The following is an 18,359-nucleotide window of genomic DNA, read 5'->3' on the forward strand; positions in this document are numbered from 1 at the left end:
GCGGGCGGTCTCAGTGGACGAACTCCGGTCGCTCGTACGGGACCCACCAGCCGGTCAGCACCCAGACACCGAGGGCGAGCCCGGCGACGGCGGCCACCGCTGCGAGCCAGGGGCGGTGCAGCCACCGCAGAGCGGCGGCCCAGGCGCTCGTTCTCCGGGCAGCGGGGCTTCCGGCCCGCGGCTGTCGGACCGGTCCGCCGGATCCGCAGCGCGTCGGATGCGGAGGCCGTCGATCCGCAGCGCGTCGGATCCGGGGCCCGTCGGACGCGGAGCCCGTCGGACGCGGAGTCCGTCGGATCCGCGGTCCGTCAGATCCGCAGGTCCCGGCGGCGGAAGGCCGCCAGGCCCGCGGCCGTCAGGGCCACCGCCAGCGCCATGAGGACCAGCACCGGCGGCCAGTCCATCGGCGGTCCGGGCACCTTCGGCAGATGGCCGAACGGGGAGAGGTCCAGGACGGCCCGGGGCACGTCGAGCGCCGGGCCGACCCACCCGAGTGCGAGGCACAGCCCCGCCACGGCCCAGCCGGCCGTCGCGACCGCGGGGGCCGTGCCGTACAGCAGCAGCGCCACGCCCGCGATCGTCCACACGGCGGGGACCTGGACCAGCGCGGCGCCCGTGAGCGCGGGCAGGTCCCCGCCGTGGCCGAGTGCCAGTCCCGCCCCGGCGAGCAGCATGATCAGTACGGCACCGCCGAAGGCGACGGCCAGATGCCCGGCGGCCCAGGAGATCCTGCCGACCGCGTTCGCGAGGACCGGCTCGGCGCGCTGGGAGGTCTCCTCGCCGTGCATGCGCAGCACGGATCCCACCGCGTACAGGGCGGCGACCAGCCCGAACATGCCGATCATGGCGGCGAGGAAGGCGTCGGTGAGCGCCGTCTGCCCGCCCATCCGCTCGAAGACCTCCCTGGCCCGCTCGTTGTCGCCGACCAGGTCCGCCGCCCCGTCGGCCATGCCCCCGAAGACGGTCCCGGCCAGCAGGAAGCCGGCCGCCCAGCCGGACAGGGTGGCCCGCTGGAGCCGCCACGCGAGCCCCGCCGCGGTCGCGATGCGGCCCTCGGCGGGGCCCTGCCGGGCGGCCAGGAAGCCCCTGCCGATGTCCCGGCGCCCGGCCAGGGCGTACGCGGCGGCGCCCAGCGCGCACGCCGCGCCGAGGGTCAGCAGCAGCACCCACCAGCGTTCGCCCGCGTAGGCCCGGACGTACTCGGCCCAGCCCACCGGGGACAGCCAGGTCAGCAGGGAGGATTCGCCGCCGAGGCCGCCCCGGGCCGGGTCGCCGGCCGTGCCCGCGTCGCCGGCGGCCCGCAGGACGAACGCGAGGCCGAGCACGGCCGCCGTCGCTCCCTTGGCGAGCCGGGCGCTCTCGGTGAGCTGGGCGACGACCGCCGCCGCGGTGGCGAACAGCATGCCGGTGCCGCCGACCGCGAGGCCGAGGGCGAGCGCTCCGGCCGGTCCCAGACCGGACAGCCCCGCCGTGATCAGCAGGGCGACCGTCGCGTTGGCGAGTCCGGCGGTCAGCAGGGCGGCCGTCAGAGGGGCGCGTCGGCCCACCATCGCGGAGGAGAGCATTTCCTGACGGCCCGTCTCCTCCTCCTCGCGGGTGTGCCGCACCACCACGACGAGGCTCATCACCGCGGCCAGCACGGCCGCGAACGTCCCGAACCGCCAGGCGACCAGCGCCCCGGTGCTGTCGCCGAACACCGGGCCGTAGAGGCTGCGCAGCGAGCTGTTGGCGGCCATCGACGCGGCGAGCCGGGTCCTCTCCTCCGGGGAGTCGTACAGCGTCTGCAGCGAGCCGGCGCCGCTGACCACCATGACGGTGATCACCAGCATCCAGACGGGCAGCACGATCCGGTCCCGGCGCAGTGCCAGCCGGAGCAGGGTGCCGGTGCCGGCGAGCGGGCGGCGGGCGCCGCGCGTCGCGTACGCCGTACGGGTTCCGGCGACGGCGGTCATCGCGTCATCGCCCCTTCGGTACGGCCGTCGTGTCCGTCGTGTCCGTCGTGTCCGTCGCGCCCGTCGCGCCTGTCCCGCCCGTCGCCGTCGCGTCGGTCGCGTCCGTCGCGGTCGCCCGCTCCGCCGGGCCCCGCGCCCCCGGGTACGCGGTCCTCGTAGTGCCGGAGGAACAGCTCCTCCAGCGTGGGCGGGGTGCAGGTCAGCGACCGCACACCGGCCTCGGTGAGCGACCGCAGCGCCGCGTCCAGCTTGTCCGTGTCGACCTGGAACCGGACCCGGCACCCGGCGCCCTCGGAGGCGGCCGCCGGGCCCTGGATGTCGAGGTCGTGGACGCCGGGCAGCCGCGCTAGCCCGTCGGGTGCGCCCGCCAGATCGGCGCTCACGCTGGTGCGGGTGAGATGGCGCAGGTCGGCGAGCGAACCACTCTCCACCGTCCGGCCCCTGCGGATGATGCTGACCCGGTCGCACAGCGCCTCCACCTCGCTGAGCACATGGCTGGAGAGCAGGACCGTCCGGCCGCGGTCGCGCTCCTCGGCGACGCAGTTCCGGAAGACCTCCTCCATCAGCGGGTCGAGCCCGCTCGTCGGCTCGTCGAGGATCAGCACGTCGGCGTCCGAGGCGAACGCGGCGACCAGGGCCACCTTCTGCCGGTTGCCCTTGGAGTACGTGCGCCCCTTCTTGGTGGGGTCGAGTTCGAACCGCTCGGTCAGCCGGTTCCGGCGCGCCCGGTCGAGTCCGCCGCGCAGCCGTCCGTAGAGGTCGATGACCTCGCCACCGGAGAGGTTGCGCCAGAGTGTCACGTCACCGGGGACGTACGCGGTCCGCCGGTGCAGCTCGACGGCGTCCCGCCACGGGTCCATGCCCAGCAGCCGGGCGGCGCCGGAGTCGGCGCGCAGCAGTCCCAGCAGGATGCGGATGGTGGTGGACTTCCCGGCGCCGTTGGGCCCGAGGAAGCCGTGGACCTCGCCGGCCTCGACCGCGAGGTCGAGGCCGTCCAGCGCGGGTGCCCGACCGAACGACTTGTGCAGTACGGCGGCACTGATGGCCTTCGTCATGGTTCAGAACGTACGCTATGTTCATAAACTTGTGAAGTTAAGGAAGCGTATAAACTCGGAACGGGGTTGCTGAGCAGGGGAGATGATCCGAGGATGACGCCGATGACCGAGAAGCGCCGATGACCGAGAAGCCCGAGAAGCCCGAGAAGCCCGGGGACACGGATGCCGTCTCGCTTTTCGTGGAGCGCTTCGCGGCCCAGCTCGTCGAGGCCGGAATGACGCGGATGCCCGCCCGGGTCTTCGCCGCGCTGATGTCCTCCGACTCGGGCGCCATGACCTCCGCCGAGCTCGGTGAGCAGTTGCAGGTCAGCCCCGCGGCGGTGTCCGGCGCCGTGCGCTATCTCTCGCAGCAGCACCTGGTGTCGCGGGAGCGCGAGCCCGGTTCGCGGCGTGAGCGCTACCGGATCCACAGCAACCAGTGGTACGAGGCGTTCACCAGCCGTGACGTGCTGCTGAAGCGCTGGTCGGACTCGCTGCGCGAGGGCGTGGAGAGCCTCGGCGCCGACACCCCGGCGGGTCGCCGGCTGGCGGAGAACGCCGCGTTCTTCGACTTCCTCCAAGGGGAACTCGGCGCGATCATGGAGCGCTGGCGGGAGCACCGCGAGCGGATCTTCGGCCCGTCCTGACACGGGGTGCTCCCGGCACCCGGGAGCCGGGCACCTGCACCCGCCCGCACCCGCGAGCCGGGGACTTGCACCCACACCCACCCGCACCCGCACCCGCGAGCCCGGGTGCCCGCCCGCACCCGACCGCAGCCGCGAGCCGGACCTCTCAGTCCGCGGCGGCCCGCGGCCCCGGCAGTGTCAGCGACCACGCCCTGGGGCGCAGGGTCCAGGTGCGGTACCGGACCGGTCCGGCGACGAGTGCGTCGGCGCGGTAGCGGAAGTCGGTGCCGGAGACGGTGACGACCTTGGCCAGGGTCCGTACCGGGCCCGCGCCGGATCCGCGGCTCACGGTCACCTCCGCGGCGCCGTCGGCCGCGCGCACGCGGACGTCCTCGACCGGCTCGTCCAGATCGCTCAGCAGTACCCCGTCCGCCTCCACCCGCAGCCGGTGCCGTACGCCGGGCGGTGCCTGCGGAACGGGACGGACCAGGGTGCGGACCAGGGAGCGGCAGGTGTGCCACACCGAGCCGGCCTGCCCCGCCGCCCCGTCGGCGGCCGGACCGGCCGGGATGCGCAGATCCGCCAGCACCACCCCGTCGCTGTCGTCGGCCAGCAGGTCCAGCCGGTGCGCGGCACCGTCGAGGACCGCCCGGGCGGCCGCCACGGCACCGGTCGGCACGCCCAGCGAGCGGGCCGTCTCGACCGAGCCCCGGGCCCCGACCGGAACCAGCGACAGGGCCTCGTCGGCGAGCTCCCGTGCCCGGTGCAGCAGGCCCACGGCGCGCAGCAGCGTACGGTCGTCACCGATCACCACGGGCCGCCGGGAACCCCTTCGGGCCAGGGCGCGGGAAAACTCCCCAGGTCCGTCCGGCAGGCAGATCTTCGCCGCCGACCCGGCACACAGCACATCTTTCGCGATACGCACGGACTCACCGTCGAAACGGCGGGCGACCGGGTCGATGACCACCAGGAGCTGGTCGGGAGCCGACACCTCGGTCCTTCCTCGGGTAGCATCTTTGTGCAAGAGCCCCTTGCGCGATTGCGCCAGGGGCTTCGTCTATTCCGGGGCACACCGGTTGGCGGCTCAGGCCCCCGACCATGGACATGCCCCGCCCGGAAGGGGTGTACGCCTGTGCCCGCACTTGTGCTGCTCGGTGCTCAGTGGGGTGACGAAGGCAAGGGAAAGGCCACCGACCTCCTCGGTGGATCCGTGGACTACGTGGTGCGTTACCAGGGTGGCAACAACGCCGGCCACACCGTGGTGGTCGGTGACCAGAAGTATGCGCTCCACCTCCTCCCTTCCGGAATCCTCTCGCCGGGATGCACCCCGGTCATCGGCAACGGAGTCGTCGTCGACCCGGCGGTCCTGCTCTCCGAGCTGAGCGGGCTGAACGATCGCGGCGTCGACACGTCCAAGCTTCTGATCAGCGGAAACGCCCATCTGATCACCTCGTACAACGTCACGCTCGACAAGGTGACGGAGCGCTTCCTCGGCAAGCGCAAGATCGGCACCACCGGCCGCGGCATCGGCCCGACCTACGCCGACAAGATCAACCGCGTCGGCATCCGGGTCCAGGACCTCTACGACGAGTCGATCCTGACGCAGAAGGTCGAGGCGGCGCTGGAGCAGAAGAACCAGCTCCTGGCCAAGGTCTTCAACCGCCGGGCCATCGAGGCCGGCCGTGTCGTCGAGGAGCTGCTGGGCTACGGCGACCAGATCCGGCCGTACGTCGCGGACACCACGCTGATCCTGAACGACGCCCTGGACGAGGGCAAGGTCGTCCTCTTCGAGGGCGGCCAGGGCACCCTCCTGGACGTGGACCACGGCACGTACCCCTTCGTCACCTCCTCGAACCCGACCGCCGGTGGCGCCTGCACCGGCGCGGGCGTCGGCCCGACGAAGATCAGCCGGGTCATCGGCATCCTCAAGGCCTACACGACCCGTGTCGGCGCGGGCCCGTTCCCCACGGAGCTGTTCGACGAGGACGGCGAGGCGCTGCGCCGCATCGGCGGCGAGCGCGGTGTCACCACCGGCCGCGACCGCCGCTGCGGCTGGTTCGACGCGGTCATCGCCCGCTACGCGACCCGCGTCAACGGCCTGACCGACTTCTTCCTCACCAAGCTCGACGTGCTGACCGGCTGGGAGCAGATCCCCGTCTGCGTCGCGTACGAGATCGACGGGGAGCGCGTCGAGGAGCTGCCGTACTCGCAGACCGACTTCCACCACGCGAAGCCCGTCTACGAGTTCCTGCCGGGCTGGTCCGAGGACATCACCAAGGCCAAGACCTTCGCCGACCTGCCGAAGAACGCGCAGGGCTATGTGCGGGCGCTGGAGGAGATGTCCGGGGCGCCGATCTCCGCGATCGGTGTCGGCCCGGGCCGTGACGAGACGATCGAGATCAACTCGTTCCTGTAGGCCGGCGGGACCGCGCGGCGGAACCCGCCGTCGCAACGGCCCGTGGCCGGTGAGCCGAGCGCTCGCCGGCCACGGGCCGTTGCCGTCCCGTGGCCCCGCACCCGCCGCGGTGACCGGAGTTCCGCCCCCGGCGCCACCACGGCCCGCAGGCCCCCGCCCACCTCCTGCGGCTCACGTCCGCGCCCTGCCGAGCGCGACGGCGACGGCCAGGTACGGGAGGCCCAGCAGGGCGAACACGGTGCCGTGCGACGCGTGCGCGGACAGTCCCGCGTACGCTCCGTACACCAGCAGGGTGGTGAGTCCGGTGCCGAGCCCCGCGAGGGAGGTCACGGTGGCCCGGCTCGGGCCCGTGATCGCGCCCTGCAAACGGGCGTCGGCCAGCACATCGGTCAGCTGGAACACCAGGAACCCGGCCCCCACCAGCACGAACCCGCCGGGGCCGCCGCTCAGCGCACCCACCGCGAGAGCCGCCGCGCCCGACGCGACGGCGGCCCCGAGGGCCCGTCCGGAGAGCCGCTCGCCCGGACCCGCCAGCAGCGACCCGAGCGTCACCCCGACCCAGACCACGAGCACCAGCAGCGGGACCGTCGCCGTCGCGGCACCGGTGGCGGCGGCCAGCAGCGGGACGTACTCGTCGAGCGCGCCCCAGACCGAGCCGGCGACGACGGACAGCAGCAGGGCGTGCCGCACGCGACTGCTTCCGCGCACCTCGGCGAGCCCCGCCCGCAGGGTCGCCGCATAGGTGCCGCGGACGGCCCGGCGCTTCACCGACTTCACCGACTTCGCCGACTCCGCTGGCTTCGCGGAGTTCGCCGACTGCGCAGACTTCGCCGACTGCGCGGACTTCGCCGACTGCGCGGAATCAGCTGACTTCAAGGACTCCGCTGACTTCACCGTCTTCACCGTCTTCACCGACTTCGCCGACTTCGCACGGGGGGCGGCGGGGGCGCGGTGTTCGGGCAGGGCCGCGCCGACGGCGGCGCACAGCAGACAGGCGGTGACGCTGGCGGCCCCGACCAGCAGTTCGCCGCCCCGGGCGAAGGCGGGCGCCGCCACGGCGGTGGCCGCGGCGGTCGAGGCCATGCTCACCGCGGCGGCGCGGCCCATGACCCGGGCGTAACGGGAAGCGGCGCCGAGCCGTTCGAGCTCGTCGTGCACCAGGGCCTCCATGGCTCCGGAGCGCAGCCCGCCGCCGACACCCCACAGCGCGAAACCGGCGGCGTACGCGCCATAGGAGGGGAACAGCACCCACAGGGCGAACCCGGCCGCTGTGAGCAGCGGCCCGACGGCGGTCATCAGCCGGCGGGACACGATGTCGGCCCAGACGCCCGACGGGACCTCGACCAGCAGAGCGGTCAGTGACCACAGGGCGAACAGGGACGAGATCTCCGCGGTGTCCAGGCCGTGTTCGGCGAACAGCAGTGCGTAGAGGGGGTAGAGCAGGACGAAGTCCTCGAGTCCCGCGTACAGGTAGAGCGTGCGCTCCAGTCGGCGTACGCCGGGATCGAACGGGGCCGGGGACGAGGCCGGGGCCAGGGACGAGTTCGGGGCCAGGGACGAGTTCGGGTCCGGGGACGGCTCCGGGGACGGGGGCGGGCAGGGCGGAGTGACGAGCATGGAGGGTGGTCCTTCTGCGGAACGGACGGGGACGCCGGGTGCTCACCCGCCGCGGCGGTCCGCGACAGCCCGTTCCAGGACCTGCTGCCAGGGGTCAATGTCGTCGGCTCATATGCCCGAGTCTTGCAGAGAAGCGGCGGGACCGGCGTGGCATTTCCCGGCCCGGCAGATCGCCTCCGTTCCGGCCGCCGCTCCCCGCGTTCCACCTGCCGGGCGGGCAGGCGGGGATTCAGGCCACATCTTGGTCTAGACCTTGACAGGTTCAGACCATTGCTTGTTCAGTGCTCAACACGCCCCACGGCGACACGACTCGGGAACCCTCCCGCGTGCCTTCAGCCCCGTATCGCCCACACCCCCACACCCCCACACCCCCACAGGGAAAGGTCGATAACGTTGTCGCGTCGGATCATCATCCTGCTCGCCGCCTTCGCGGCGGTGCTCGGACTCACCGTCCTCGTCCCCTCGACCGCGTCCGCCGCCGCGTGCGCCGCGGCCTGGAACTCCTCGTCCGTCTACACGGGCGGCATGACCGCCTCCCACAACGGCCGCAACTGGCAGGCCAAGTGGTGGACCCAGAACGAGACCCCCGGCTCCGCCGAGGTCTGGGCCGACCAGGGTGCCTGCGGCGGCGGTGGCGGCAACCCGAACCCGGACCCTTCGGGATTCGTCGTCAGCGAGGCCCAGTTCAACCAGATGTTCCCGAACCGGAACGCCTTCTACACGTACAGCGGACTGACCAGCGCCATGAGCGCGTACCCGGCCTTCGCCAAGACCGGCAGCGACACCGTCAGGAAGCAGGAGGCCGCGGCCTTCCTCGCGAACGTCGCGCACGAGACCGGCGGCCTGGTGCACATCGTCGAGCAGAACACCGCCAACTACCCGCACTACTGCGACCGCAGCCAGCCCTACGGCTGCCCGGCGGGCCAGGCCGCGTACTACGGCCGCGGCCCGATCCAGCTCAGCTGGAACTTCAACTACAAGGCCGCCGGTGACGCCCTCGGCATCGACCTGCTGGGCAACCCCTGGCGCGTCGAGCGGGAGTCGGCCGTCGCCTGGAAGACCGGCCTCTGGTACTGGAACACCCAGAGCGGGCCCGGCACGATGACCGGCCACAACGCCATGGTCAACCAGGCCGGCTTCGGACACACGATCCGCTCGATCAACGGCTCCCTGGAGTGCGACGGCAAGAACCCGGCGCAGGTCCAGAGCCGGGTGAACAACTACCAGCGCTTCACCCAGATCCTGGGCGTGCCCACGGGAGGCAACCTGTACTGCTGACGCGTCCGGCGGATCGGCGGGAGCGGGCGGCCCACGCCGCCCGCTCGGCGCACTCCCGGGCGGGATCCCCGCACGCCGGCGCAGGACGCTCCGGGCCGGAGGCGCTGGAGCGGTGCACCCCACCTGCCCGGGGCGGTGTCGTCCGCATCTCGTAGGCTCGGCGGCCATGAGCGACGGGGAACCCGGCAGACGGGTCATCGACGGGCGCTTCGAGCTGGAGGCGCGGCTCGGTGGCGGGGGCATGGGCATGGTGTGGCGGGCGCGCGATCTGGTCCTGCACCGGGCCGTGGCGCTCAAGGAGGTACGGCCGCCCGATCCCGGTCTCGCCGAGTACGACCCCGAGGGCGCGGCGATGCTCCGGGCCCGGGTGCTGCGCGAGGCACGGGCGCTCGCCCGCGTCGACCACCCCAATGTGGTGACCATCCACCATGTGGTGGACGGCGGGGAGCACACCTACCCGTGGCTCGTCATGGAGCTGGTGACCGGCGGATCACTCCATGACCGGCTGGAGAAGGGCCCGCTGGCGCCCACCGAGGCCGCCCGGATCGGCCGCGAGGTGCTCGCCGCGCTGCGCGCCGCGCACGCCGCCGGCATCCAGCACCGGGACGTGAAGCCCGCCAACGTCCTGATGCGACCCGACGGACGCCCCGTGCTCACCGACTTCGGTATCGCGGCCATCAGGGAGTCGACGGCGCTGACCGCGACCGGGTCCATCATCGGCACGCCCGACTACATGGCGCCCGAGCGCATCTCCGGTGACGAGGGCGGCCCGGGCTCCGATCTGTGGTCGCTGGCGATGATGCTGTACGTCGCCGTCGAGGGGCGTCACCCGCTCCGCAGGGGCAGCACCCTCGCGACGCTGGCGGCCCTCCTCAGCGAGGAGCTTCCGCCGCCCTTCCAGGCCGGACCGCTGACCGGCTTCCTGAACGCCACGCTCGTCAAGGACCCGGCTGTCCGGGCGGACGCGGACACCGCCGACCGGATGCTCGCGGAGGCCGCCGAGGGCCGGGACTCGGCCCCCGGCGCGCCGAGTGCGCAGACCTCGCCGACCCCGCCGACTCCGCCGACTGGGAGTCCTTCGAGTCCGCCGAGTCCTTCGAGTTCTGCGAGTCTTTCGAGTCCTGTGAGTCCGCCGAGTGTTCCCACTGCTCCGGGCGGGGCGGGCGGAACCACGTCGTACCGGCTGTCACCTCCGGCGGGGCAGACGGCCGCACCGGCCGGGGGGTCGGCAGGGTTCGGGCCACCCATGGGCTTCGGGCCTTCGGCTCCGCGCGACGCCGTACCGGGTCCGGTCGGGCCGCCGACCCCCTACCCGGCGGGCCCCACACGGCAGACGCCGCCGGGACCCGGCGGCCGACGGAAGGCCCGGATCGCGATCGCCGCGTCCGCCGTCGCGACCGTGCTGGCAGGCGTCCTGGTGTGGACCATGTTCCCGGACGGCGGGGGCAAGGGCGGCGGGACGGCGGCGAACCCACCAGGGTCGTCCTCGCCAGGATCGTCCTCGACCGCGACGAAGGGCGCGACACCCGCACCGCCCGAGGCGGCCCCCTCGGCGTCGGCACCGGCGTCCCAGGCCGACGCGAAGACCGATCTGCTGACCCCGGACGGCATTCGGACGGCGGTGAAGGAGATCAAGGCCGCGACCGGGACGGACCGCGCGGCCGACTTCAGCGTCTACCCGGACTACGTGTCCGCGGAGATCATGCTCAAGGGCAGCGAGACCAGGTACGACAGCTACACCTACCGCCCGGGTCAGGGCGTGCGGAAGGGCATCATCAGCGGCTCGCTGTTCAGCGGCGACCGCCCGTTCAGCCTGGACGACTTCGACTGGGACGTCCTCCCCGCTCTGCTGAAGCGGGCGGAGAAGGACCTCAACGTGAAGCAGCCGACGATGCGTTACGTCCTGGTCCGCCCTCCGGACGACACCTTCGGCACACCGCTGGGGCTGGCCGTCTACCGCGTGGACGACCACGTCGTCGGCTTTCTGGAAGCCGACCTGAAGGGCAAGGTCACAAGGGTGGAGCCGGCCGAGGACTGATCGGTCCGGCTCTTGCGGCTACGCCCCGGCGGCCTGGCCGACGAACGCCGCCCAGGCCCCGGGGCCCACGGTGAAGACCGGGCCCTCGGGGTTCTTGGAGTCGCGGACGTGGACGGCGTGGGGGCAGGCGGCGACCTCGACGCACTCTCCGCCGCTGGAGCTGCTGTAGGAGGACTTGCGCCAGTCGAAGGCCACTTCGATGCACTCGCCGCCGCTGCTGTCGCTGTAGCTCGACTTGAACCAGCGCAGGCTGTCGGTCATCTCTGCTCCCCTGCCAACTGCTCGATAAGGCCCAGTGATTCACGAGGGCCCAGGGCCTGTGCCCGGATCTTCGCATACCGCTGGGCGTATGTACTCACCTTTGCGGGGTCCTTGATCAGCAGACTCTCGAACTGGATCTCCAGATAGACCAGGTGGTCGTGCTCCGAGGTCTCCACCAGGGTCATCCCGCCGTTGTCACCCGCGTGCTCACCGCCCAGCCCCGCCTCCAGCGGCAGCACCTGCAACGTCACGTTACGCCGCCGCGCGCACTCCGCAAGGTGCCGCATCTGGCCACGCATGACCTCGTGGCCGCCGATCGTCCGCCGCAACACCGACTCCTCCAGCACCACCTCGATCAGCGCCACCGGCTCCCGCTCGAAGAGTGCCCGCCGCGCCAGCCTCGCCTCGACCAGCTCCTCCACCCGCTGCTCCGGCAGCGGCGGATACCCGCCGCCGATCAGGGCCCGCGCGTACTCCTCCGTCTGGAACAGCCCGTGCACCACGAGCGTCGCATACAGATGGAGCCCGACCGCCTTCTGCTCCAGCAGCGCGTAGTCCTTGAACTGCGCCGGGTACTTCTCCAGCCGTACGTACGTCCTCGCCTGCTCGAAGATGTCCATCCCGTCCCCGAGTACCCGCTCCAGTTGCACCAGCATCGCGTCGCTCGCCGGCTGCGCGCCCGTCTCCATCGCGCTCACCGCCGAACCCGTGAAGCCGATCTCCTTCCCGAGCTGTTCCTGCGTCCAGCCTTTCCGCACCCGCAACTTGCGGGCGACGTCCGCCACGAGCCGTGCGGTCGGACCCGCCAGTTGCTTGTTCTCCGCTCGCGCCATTGCGATCACCATTCGACTCGACCGGACTCAACCGGTCACCATCGGTCCCCGCCGAATTCGACCTCGATCAAGGCAGGTTGGCGCAGGTCAAAGGGTGTCCGACCGGCCTCGCAAGGCTATGGAGAACGCTATCCGGACGGCATCACACTGGCCCCGTGAATACGGATAATCGACGAATGGAACCGGACCTGGACCTGGACTGGATCCCGGTCTCCGGATTCCGGCTCCGCAAGGCGGGCGTGCGTTTCGACGCCGTACGCGTCGACGGCGACGACGGCCGCCGGCTGGCCGATCTCCTGGACCGGATGACGGGCGGCGACCCCGGCCCCATCGTCACCGAGGCGAACGGCTGCCGCGGTGTCTACTTCCTGCTCCCGGTCGGCACTACGGCACACCGTTCCTGGCCACGCGGGGTGATCCGCTACAACTCCTCCGTCGGGAGTGCCGGTTACGTACCCGTCCCGGCGCTCGACGGGCCCACCTGGCCTCTCGCCTGGCGCGTGCCGCCCGTCGCGGACGACCGCTTCGTGCACCCGCTGCTGCTGCGCACGGCGGCCGTCGAACTGCTGGGCTGACAGAGTCCCCGCGGCAGCCCCCCTGCCGTCCCTTGGCCCCGCTCACCCACGGGCCGAGCCGGTGCTCGCACACGCCGGTGCGCACTTCGGCGGCCGCTACCATCGCCCCCGACGGTCGTGTATCGTTTATCGATAACATCGAAAAGCGATACATCAACCAATGCGTCGGGGGTGGTGATGGCTGAGGACCGCAAGCTCCTTGAACCCTTCCACAAGACGGTCTCGGGCTTTGTGCTGCTGCTTGTCGGCCTGCTTCTGATCGCCGTCGCCTTCAGTCTGGTCAACCAGGGTGTCCCGTTCTGGACCGCGGCGGAGAACTGCGTCACCGCCGACTGGATCGGGGGCAGTTCGAGCGCCGTCGACGCCATCTTCGGCACCCGCCCGGGAGCCCGTGTCTCCGTGATGCCGGAGTACTGCACCGAGGATCCCAGCGCCTACCAGCGGCTCCTCGGACTCCTCACAGACGTCCCATCGCTGATTCTCCTGATCTGCGGGCTCCTCGTACTCAACCGGCTCCTGCGATCGGCCGCGCGAGACGGCGTCTACACCGAGCAGGTCGCCGCCAGGCTGCGGCTGCTGGGGTGGCTGCTGCTGATCGGCAGTCTGGTCGCCGAGATCGCCCAGGCGATCGGCCGGGCAGCCCTGCTGGCGACACTCACCAAGGACGTCGCGTTCTCCCCCGACACCGTGGTGAGCACCATGACGGCCCCCTACCTGGTAATGCTGACCGGCCTCGGGCTGCTGACCTTCGCGCGCATCATGAACGTCGGCGCAGCCATGCGTGAGGATCTTGAAGGGACTGTCTGATGCCGGCAGAGGCGAACGAGAACCGCGCCATCCGCGTGCATCTCGACCGTCTCCTCGCAGAACGAGGCATGACGCTCACAGAACTCGCGACCGCCGTCGGGGTCACCAACGTCAACCTGTCGATCCTCAAGAACGGCCGCGCAAAAGCGATCCGCTTCACCACCCTCACCGGCATCTGCCGCGCACTGGACTGCCAGCCGGGAGACCTCCTCAGCTACCGCGAAGCTGACGACAACCCCATCGAACCTGCATGAACCAGCGTCAATCCACCTGCCCGGGAACAGGGATCCGGATCGTGTCAGTGGGGGCCGTGCCTCCGCGCCGCCCGCGTGTCCGCCCTCGTCAGCGGGCCGGGACGCTGGTGAACGCGTCGGTCCGGGCCACACCGTCCCAACCGCCCTTGGGCCCGCGCAGCCCGTAGAGCGCGGCGAGCGTCGGGGCCACGTCCACCGTACGGGCCGGTGCGTCGCTGACCGTCCGCGTCCGGACGACGCTCGCGCCGCCGCCGACGAAGAACGGGATGGGCAGAGTGGCGGGGTGTCCGTGGTTGCCCGGAATCGGGTTCGAGGCCGTGTGCGGGTCGGAGAAGCGGTAGCCGGGCCGTACGTACGCCACCAGGTCACCCGCTTCCGGGCCGAGGCGCAGCTCTCGCGGGGTGTGCGCGGACAGTACGCCCTCCCGCGCGAGGACGGCCTTGCGCATCCTCTCGACCGCCGCCGCGCGGCTGCCGGACGCTCCGGTCCAGTACAGCAGGTCCGCACCGCCGTTCTGCGCGATGACGACCTGCCCCTTGAGCATCGGGTCCTTGTCCAACTCCGGCTGGAGGCTGACCACCGCGGTGGGTACGGACCAGTCCATGGAGTGGTCGGCCAGCACGACGACGACGCTGCTGTCCCAGCGGCCGGTGCCCTTGAGGTGGTCCAGCACCCTGCCGACCTGGGTGTCCGTGGCGGCGAGCGCGGAGGTGCGGGCCAGTTCGACGGTGGTGCCGGTGAGGTCGCTGTGTCCCATCCGGTCCACATCGCCGAAGTTCACGAACATCACGTCCGGGTCGGCGGAGTCGATCATCCTGATCGCCGCGTCGGCGGTGTACCGGTCCGGTGCGTGGCCGCTGACCGGGATCAGCGGCTCCGGATTCCACCGGTAGTCGGCCCTGGTCCCGAAGATCCCGTGCAGATAGCGCTTGGACAGCACGGTGCCGCTGCTGACGCCCTTGTCGCGCAGCAGCTCGAACAGGGTGGCCGCCCTCAGGTCCGATGGCCGGTCCAGGTCGCGCACGACCCGCTCCGCCCGGTCGTAGACCGAGTTGGCCGGTACGCCCGAGCGGTCCGGCCGGACCCCGGTCATCATCATCACGTGGTTCGGGATGGTCTCCATCACCGGCAGCGACTGGGCGGCGGGGTAGGTCGTCCCGGCGTCGCGCAGCGCCGACAGGCGCGGCATGAGCAGCGGCCGGATCTCGTCCGGCCGGCAGCCGTCGACGACGAGCACATAGGTGCGCAGGCGGGGTTCGGCGGCGCCGGCGCTCAGGACCCCGGTCCCGGCGGCCGCGACGATGGCGCCACCCGCGCCGCCGGCGATGGTGGCGAGGAGCCTGCGGCGGGTCATACGGGGTTGGGCGTGGCGGGACACGTGAGGTCTCCAGTCGGGAGTGGGGAGTCGGGTGTCGGGTGTCGGGTGTCGGGTGTCGGGTGTCGGGAGTGGGGAGTGGGGAGTGAGGGGCGGTCCCGGAGGTCAGTCCGCGAGGGGCGCGGCAGCGGGGGAGACGCGGTTGCTGCCCGCGAGGACCTGGTAGCCGGCGGCGCGGCGGGCGGTGGCGCGTGGGTCGGTGCGGTCGCTGATGTACACCCAGTCCATCTGCACCCGCTGCGGGGTGACTTCGAGCAGCGAGTACCCGTGGGAGTCGAACTCCAGGTACTTCACATGCCGGTTGGCTCCCTTGATGGCCGTCTCCACGGCGAGCGAGCTGGTGCGGGGCTGCGATCGCGTGATGTCGTCCAGGTTGTCCGAGGTGACGGAGGTGCCGACGAGTTCGGTGGCGACGGAGGGCGAACCGGCGGGATAGGTCCCGGGATCCAGCGGCAGGTCGCACGCCCATGAGGAGTGGATGTCGCCGGTGAGGAACACGGTGTCGTCGATGCCCCGGTCGCGCAGATGGCCGAGGAGTTCGCGCCGGTCGGCGGTGTAGCCGTCCCACTGGTCGACGTTGTAGGGGACTCCCTCGGGCGGCAGCAGCCCCGTGGTGTCCGCCAGCGGCCGGGCGATGTCCTCCGGCAGCGGGGGGAAGAGCACGGGCGAGATCATCACAGGGTTGCCGATCAGCTTCCAGCGGGCGCGGGACGTGGCAAGCCCATCCTTGAGCCACTCCATCTGGGCGTCGCCGGTGATGGTGCGGTCCGGGTCGCCTACGTCCCCGAGCCGGTCCTGCTCCACCTGCCTGCTGCGGTAGGAGCGCAGGTCGAGCATCGACAGATCGGCGAGGCCGCCGAAGACGAGCCGCCGGTGGACGCGCCGCGGGTCGGGTTCGCGTACCGGCATCCACTCGCCCCAGGCGCGGCGTGCGTGGGCGTACCGGGTCGTCCACGAGCCCTCCGCACCCTCGGTGTGGTTCTCGGCGCCCTGGTCGTAGGCGTCGTTGGCGGACTCGTGGTCGTCCCACGTGACGATGAAGGGGGCGGCGGCGTGCAGCGTCCGCAGGTCCGGGTCGGTCTTGTACTGCGCGTGCCGGCGCCGGTAGTCGGCGAGCGACACCATCTCGTGCGCGGGCTCGTGGCCGCGCCCGATCGCGGGACCGGGGCCGTACTCGCCGTTTCCGTACTCGTAGAGGTAGTCGCCGAGGTGGATGACGGCGTCGAGGTCGCTGCGGGCGGCGAGATGGCGGTACGCCGAGAAGTGCCCCGCCATGTAGTTGGCGCAGGAGACCACGCCGAAGCGGAGCACCCCGACCGCCTCACCGGCGGCGGGTGCGGTACGGGTCCGCCCGACCGGGGAGACCGTGCCCTGGTAGCGGAACCGGTACCAGTACGTCGTCCCGGCGGCCAGCCCCGTCGCGTCCACCTTGACGGTGTGGTCGGCGTCGGGGGTGGCCGTGGCCTTTCCGCTGCGGGCGATGTGCCGGAACGCCGGGTCGGAGGCGATCTCCCACTCCAGCCGGACGGTCGGCCCGGTACCGGATCCGGGCAGCGCGTCGGCGGTGGGGGTCAGCCGGGTCCACAGGACGACGGCGTCGGGCAGCGGATCGCCGGAGGCGACGCCGTGCCGGAAGGGGCCGCCGGGGGCGGGGGCCCCGACGGCGGTACGGGTGGCCAGGACACCGGCGGCGGCGGTGGCGGTGCCGGCGGCGGCCAGGAAGCGGCGCCTGTTGAGGAACGACATGTTCCACTTCCTAGGCTCAGTACGTGAACCCGGGGTGACGCGCGGCTGGCCCCCGGGCGTACCGCGCCTGGAGACCGCGTCTGCAGGCGTGGCTGGAGACCGCGTCTGGAGACCGCGTCTGGAAGCGTGTCCATGGACAGAGCCGTGAGACAGCGCTTTGGGGCAGCGCTTTGAGACGGCGCCTTGGGACAGCGACCGGAAACCGTGGCCGGTCGCGGCGACGGGGCGACGGGGCGACGGGGCGACGTGGCCGGTCGCGGTGGTGACCCGATCGCCGTCCGGCACCTCACGCACCCGGGCGGGGGCCCGCACGGACCGGAGCAGAGGGCTTGCACGGACCCGGGCGGGGTGTCGGCACGCTCCCGGGCGGAGCGCCCGCACGCCCCTGCGAGCCGGGCCATCGGTGGGAAAATCGGTGCATGAACGGCCGGGGTCTCGTGACGCTGTTCCTCTGCGGCGACGTCATGCCGGGCCGGGGCGTCGACCAGATCCTTCCGCACCCCGGCGACCCCGCGCTGCGGGAGAGCTACATCCGGGACGCCCGGGACTATGTGGCGCTCGCGGAGGCGGTGAACGGCGCGATCCCGCGTCCCGTCGACTACACCTGGCCCTGGGGCGCGGCGCTGGGCGTCCTGGACCGCTTCGACCCCGACGTCCGGGTGATCGACCTGGAGAGCAGCGTCACGACGAGCGACGACTTCGCCTCGGGCAAGGCCGTGACGTACCGGATGCATCCGGACAACGTGCCGTGCCTGGCCGCGGCACGGCCCGACGTCTGCGCGCTCGCCAACAACCATGTGCTGGACTTCGGGCGGCGCGGCCTGGAGGAGACCCTGGACGTGCTCGGCCGTGCCGGTCTCGGGCCCGCCGGGGCCGGGCGGAACCGGGCCGAGGCCCAGCGGCCGGTCGCCGTCCCCACCCGGAGCGGGGGCCGGGTGCTGGTCCTGTCCTGCGGGATGGCGTCCGCCGGGGTCCCCTCGCGCTGGGCGGCGGCTGAGGGCAGACCGGGCGTCGACTACGTACCGGACCTGTCGGTCCGCAGCGCCGACGCGCTCGTCCGGCGGCTGCGCGAGGTGCGCCGGCCCGGCGATCTCGCGGTCGTGTCGATCCACTGGGGCTCGAACTGGGGATACGGGGTGTCGCAGAGCCAGAGTGCCTTCGCCCACCGGCTCGTCGAGGGAGGTGTGGACCTCGTCCACGGGCACTCCTCCCACCACCCCCGGCCGATCCAGGTCCACCACGGCAAGCTCGTCCTGTACGGCTGCGGCGACCTCATCGACGACTACGAGGGGATCACGGGCTACGAGCGCTACCGCGACGACCTGCGGCTGCTGTACTTCCCCACCCTGGACGCGGGCACCGGCGAGTTGGCCGCGCTCCGGATCGTGCCGATGCAGGCGCGGCGGATGACCCTCCACCACGCCTCGGCGAAGGACACCGGGTGGCTGTGCGAGGTGCTGAGCCGGGCCGGGCGGGCGTTCGGCACCCAGGTGGAACCCGAACTCGGCGGGGACGGGACGCTCGCCCTCCGCTGGAACCGCCGCTGA

At 72.2% G+C, this 18,359-nt stretch carries 16 protein-coding genes; 8 read left to right on the forward strand and 8 right to left on the reverse strand.

What is annotated here, in order from left to right:
• Positions 1 to 308 precede the first annotated feature (308 nt).
• Entirely contained in the window at positions 309 to 1,952 is a 1,644-nt protein-coding gene (locus tag DDW44_RS05505; RefSeq protein WP_108905708.1) for an ABC transporter permease, read from the reverse strand.
• On the reverse strand, positions 1,949 to 3,007 hold the full coding sequence (locus tag DDW44_RS05510; RefSeq protein WP_108905709.1) for an ABC transporter ATP-binding protein: 1,059 nt from the start codon (positions 3,005 to 3,007) through the stop codon (positions 1,949 to 1,951). The genes DDW44_RS05505 and DDW44_RS05510 overlap by 4 nt, the downstream gene beginning before the upstream one ends.
• A gap of 119 nt (positions 3,008 to 3,126) precedes the next feature.
• Here DDW44_RS05510 and DDW44_RS05515 point away from each other — a divergent pair, with 119 nt between their 5' ends.
• Positions 3,127 to 3,633, forward strand: a complete 507-nt coding sequence (locus DDW44_RS05515) for a GbsR/MarR family transcriptional regulator (protein WP_108905710.1) — start codon at positions 3,127 to 3,129, stop codon at positions 3,631 to 3,633.
• Between the two features lie 145 nt (positions 3,634 to 3,778).
• Here the strand turns inward: DDW44_RS05515 and DDW44_RS05520 are convergent, their stop codons facing one another.
• Positions 3,779 to 4,603 (reverse strand): diacylglycerol kinase family protein, encoded by an 825-nt coding sequence (locus DDW44_RS05520; RefSeq protein ID WP_108905711.1) that lies wholly within the window; start codon positions 4,601 to 4,603, stop codon positions 3,779 to 3,781.
• Between the two features lie 141 nt (positions 4,604 to 4,744).
• Between DDW44_RS05520 and DDW44_RS05525 the strand changes: the two genes are divergently transcribed.
• Positions 4,745 to 6,028: an adenylosuccinate synthase gene (locus DDW44_RS05525; protein WP_026165285.1), complete on the forward strand. Its 1,284-nt coding sequence runs from the start codon at positions 4,745 to 4,747 to the stop codon at positions 6,026 to 6,028.
• Between the two features lie 171 nt (positions 6,029 to 6,199).
• On the opposite strand, the gene DDW44_RS05530 is transcribed toward DDW44_RS05525, so the two are convergent.
• On the reverse strand, positions 6,200 to 7,645 hold the full coding sequence (locus DDW44_RS05530; RefSeq protein ID WP_108905712.1) for an MFS transporter: 1,446 nt from the start codon (positions 7,643 to 7,645) through the stop codon (positions 6,200 to 6,202).
• A gap of 393 nt (positions 7,646 to 8,038) precedes the next feature.
• Here DDW44_RS05530 and DDW44_RS05535 point away from each other — a divergent pair, with 393 nt between their 5' ends.
• Both DDW44_RS05535 and DDW44_RS05540 read left to right on the forward strand, forming a co-directional pair.
• Positions 8,039 to 8,923 carry a glycoside hydrolase family 19 protein gene (locus DDW44_RS05535; RefSeq protein ID WP_108905713.1) on the forward strand — a complete coding sequence of 295 codons (885 nt, stop codon included), beginning with the start codon at positions 8,039 to 8,041 and terminating at the stop codon, positions 8,921 to 8,923.
• A 166-nt stretch (positions 8,924 to 9,089) separates the two neighbouring features.
• The gene (locus DDW44_RS05540; protein ID WP_108905714.1) at positions 9,090 to 10,961 is read left to right on the forward strand and encodes a serine/threonine-protein kinase; all 1,872 of its coding nucleotides are present in this window, start codon (positions 9,090 to 9,092) and stop codon (positions 10,959 to 10,961) included.
• A gap of 18 nt (positions 10,962 to 10,979) precedes the next feature.
• Here the strand turns inward: DDW44_RS05540 and DDW44_RS05545 are convergent, their stop codons facing one another.
• Together DDW44_RS05545 and DDW44_RS05550 are read right to left on the reverse strand one after the other, a co-directional pair.
• Positions 10,980 to 11,222, reverse strand: a complete 243-nt coding sequence (locus DDW44_RS05545) for a DUF397 domain-containing protein (RefSeq protein ID WP_108905715.1) — start codon at positions 11,220 to 11,222, stop codon at positions 10,980 to 10,982.
• Positions 11,219 to 12,055, reverse strand: coding sequence for a helix-turn-helix domain-containing protein (locus DDW44_RS05550; RefSeq protein ID WP_108908734.1), 837 nt, complete (start codon positions 12,053 to 12,055; stop codon positions 11,219 to 11,221). The genes DDW44_RS05545 and DDW44_RS05550 overlap by 4 nt, the downstream gene beginning before the upstream one ends.
• Positions 12,056 to 12,231: 176 nt before the next feature.
• Here DDW44_RS05550 and DDW44_RS05555 point away from each other — a divergent pair, with 176 nt between their 5' ends.
• From DDW44_RS05555 to DDW44_RS05565, 3 genes are all read left to right on the forward strand, one after another.
• Complete coding sequence (locus tag DDW44_RS05555; RefSeq protein WP_108905716.1) at positions 12,232 to 12,630, forward strand: hypothetical protein; 399 nt, start codon at positions 12,232 to 12,234, stop codon at positions 12,628 to 12,630.
• Between the two features lie 177 nt (positions 12,631 to 12,807).
• Positions 12,808 to 13,437, forward strand: coding sequence for a DUF2975 domain-containing protein (locus DDW44_RS05560; RefSeq protein WP_146206993.1), 630 nt, complete (start codon positions 12,808 to 12,810; stop codon positions 13,435 to 13,437).
• Positions 13,437 to 13,691, forward strand: a complete 255-nt coding sequence (locus DDW44_RS05565) for a helix-turn-helix domain-containing protein (RefSeq protein ID WP_108905718.1) — start codon at positions 13,437 to 13,439, stop codon at positions 13,689 to 13,691. Before DDW44_RS05560 ends, DDW44_RS05565 begins: the two co-directional genes overlap by 1 nt.
• 88 nt (positions 13,692 to 13,779) lie before the next feature.
• On the opposite strand, the gene DDW44_RS05570 is transcribed toward DDW44_RS05565, so the two are convergent.
• Both DDW44_RS05570 and DDW44_RS05575 read right to left on the reverse strand, forming a co-directional pair.
• Positions 13,780 to 15,069, reverse strand: coding sequence for an alkaline phosphatase family protein (locus DDW44_RS05570; RefSeq protein WP_244223965.1), 1,290 nt, complete (start codon positions 15,067 to 15,069; stop codon positions 13,780 to 13,782).
• A gap of 102 nt (positions 15,070 to 15,171) precedes the next feature.
• Positions 15,172 to 16,812: an alkaline phosphatase D family protein gene (locus DDW44_RS05575; RefSeq protein WP_108905720.1), complete on the reverse strand. Its 1,641-nt coding sequence runs from the start codon at positions 16,810 to 16,812 to the stop codon at positions 15,172 to 15,174.
• 419 nt (positions 16,813 to 17,231) lie between these two features.
• On the opposite strand from DDW44_RS05575, the gene DDW44_RS05580 reads away from it, so the two are divergent.
• Entirely contained in the window at positions 17,232 to 18,359 is a 1,128-nt protein-coding gene (locus DDW44_RS05580; protein WP_108905721.1) for a CapA family protein, read from the forward strand.

Source organism: Streptomyces tirandamycinicus (assembly GCF_003097515.1).
GTDB classification, from domain to species: Bacteria; Actinomycetota; Actinomycetes; order Streptomycetales; family Streptomycetaceae; genus Streptomyces; species Streptomyces tirandamycinicus.

Coding starts and splice junctions, on each gene's coding strand:
- DDW44_RS05565 (WP_108905718.1), top strand. CDS start 13,437: ATGCCGGCAGAGGCGAACGAGAACCGCGCCATCCGCGTGCATCTCGAC.
- DDW44_RS05540 (WP_108905714.1), top strand. CDS start 9,090: ATGAGCGACGGGGAACCCGGCAGACGGGTCATCGACGGGCGCTTCGAG.
- DDW44_RS05510 (WP_108905709.1), bottom strand. CDS start 3,007: ATGACGAAGGCCATCAGTGCCGCCGTACTGCACAAGTCGTTCGGTCGG.
- DDW44_RS05505 (WP_108905708.1), bottom strand. CDS start 1,952: ATGACCGCCGTCGCCGGAACCCGTACGGCGTACGCGACGCGCGGCGCC.
- DDW44_RS05560 (WP_146206993.1), top strand. CDS start 12,808: ATGGCTGAGGACCGCAAGCTCCTTGAACCCTTCCACAAGACGGTCTCG.
- DDW44_RS05580 (WP_108905721.1), top strand. CDS start 17,232: ATGAACGGCCGGGGTCTCGTGACGCTGTTCCTCTGCGGCGACGTCATG.
- DDW44_RS05550 (WP_108908734.1), bottom strand. CDS start 12,055: ATGGCGCGAGCGGAGAACAAGCAACTGGCGGGTCCGACCGCACGGCTC.
- DDW44_RS05555 (WP_108905716.1), top strand. CDS start 12,232: ATGGAACCGGACCTGGACCTGGACTGGATCCCGGTCTCCGGATTCCGG.
- DDW44_RS05530 (WP_108905712.1), bottom strand. CDS start 7,645: ATGCTCGTCACTCCGCCCTGCCCGCCCCCGTCCCCGGAGCCGTCCCCG.
- DDW44_RS05575 (WP_108905720.1), bottom strand. CDS start 16,812: ATGTCGTTCCTCAACAGGCGCCGCTTCCTGGCCGCCGCCGGCACCGCC.
- DDW44_RS05515 (WP_108905710.1), top strand. CDS start 3,127: ATGACCGAGAAGCCCGAGAAGCCCGAGAAGCCCGGGGACACGGATGCC.
- DDW44_RS05545 (WP_108905715.1), bottom strand. CDS start 11,222: ATGACCGACAGCCTGCGCTGGTTCAAGTCGAGCTACAGCGACAGCAGC.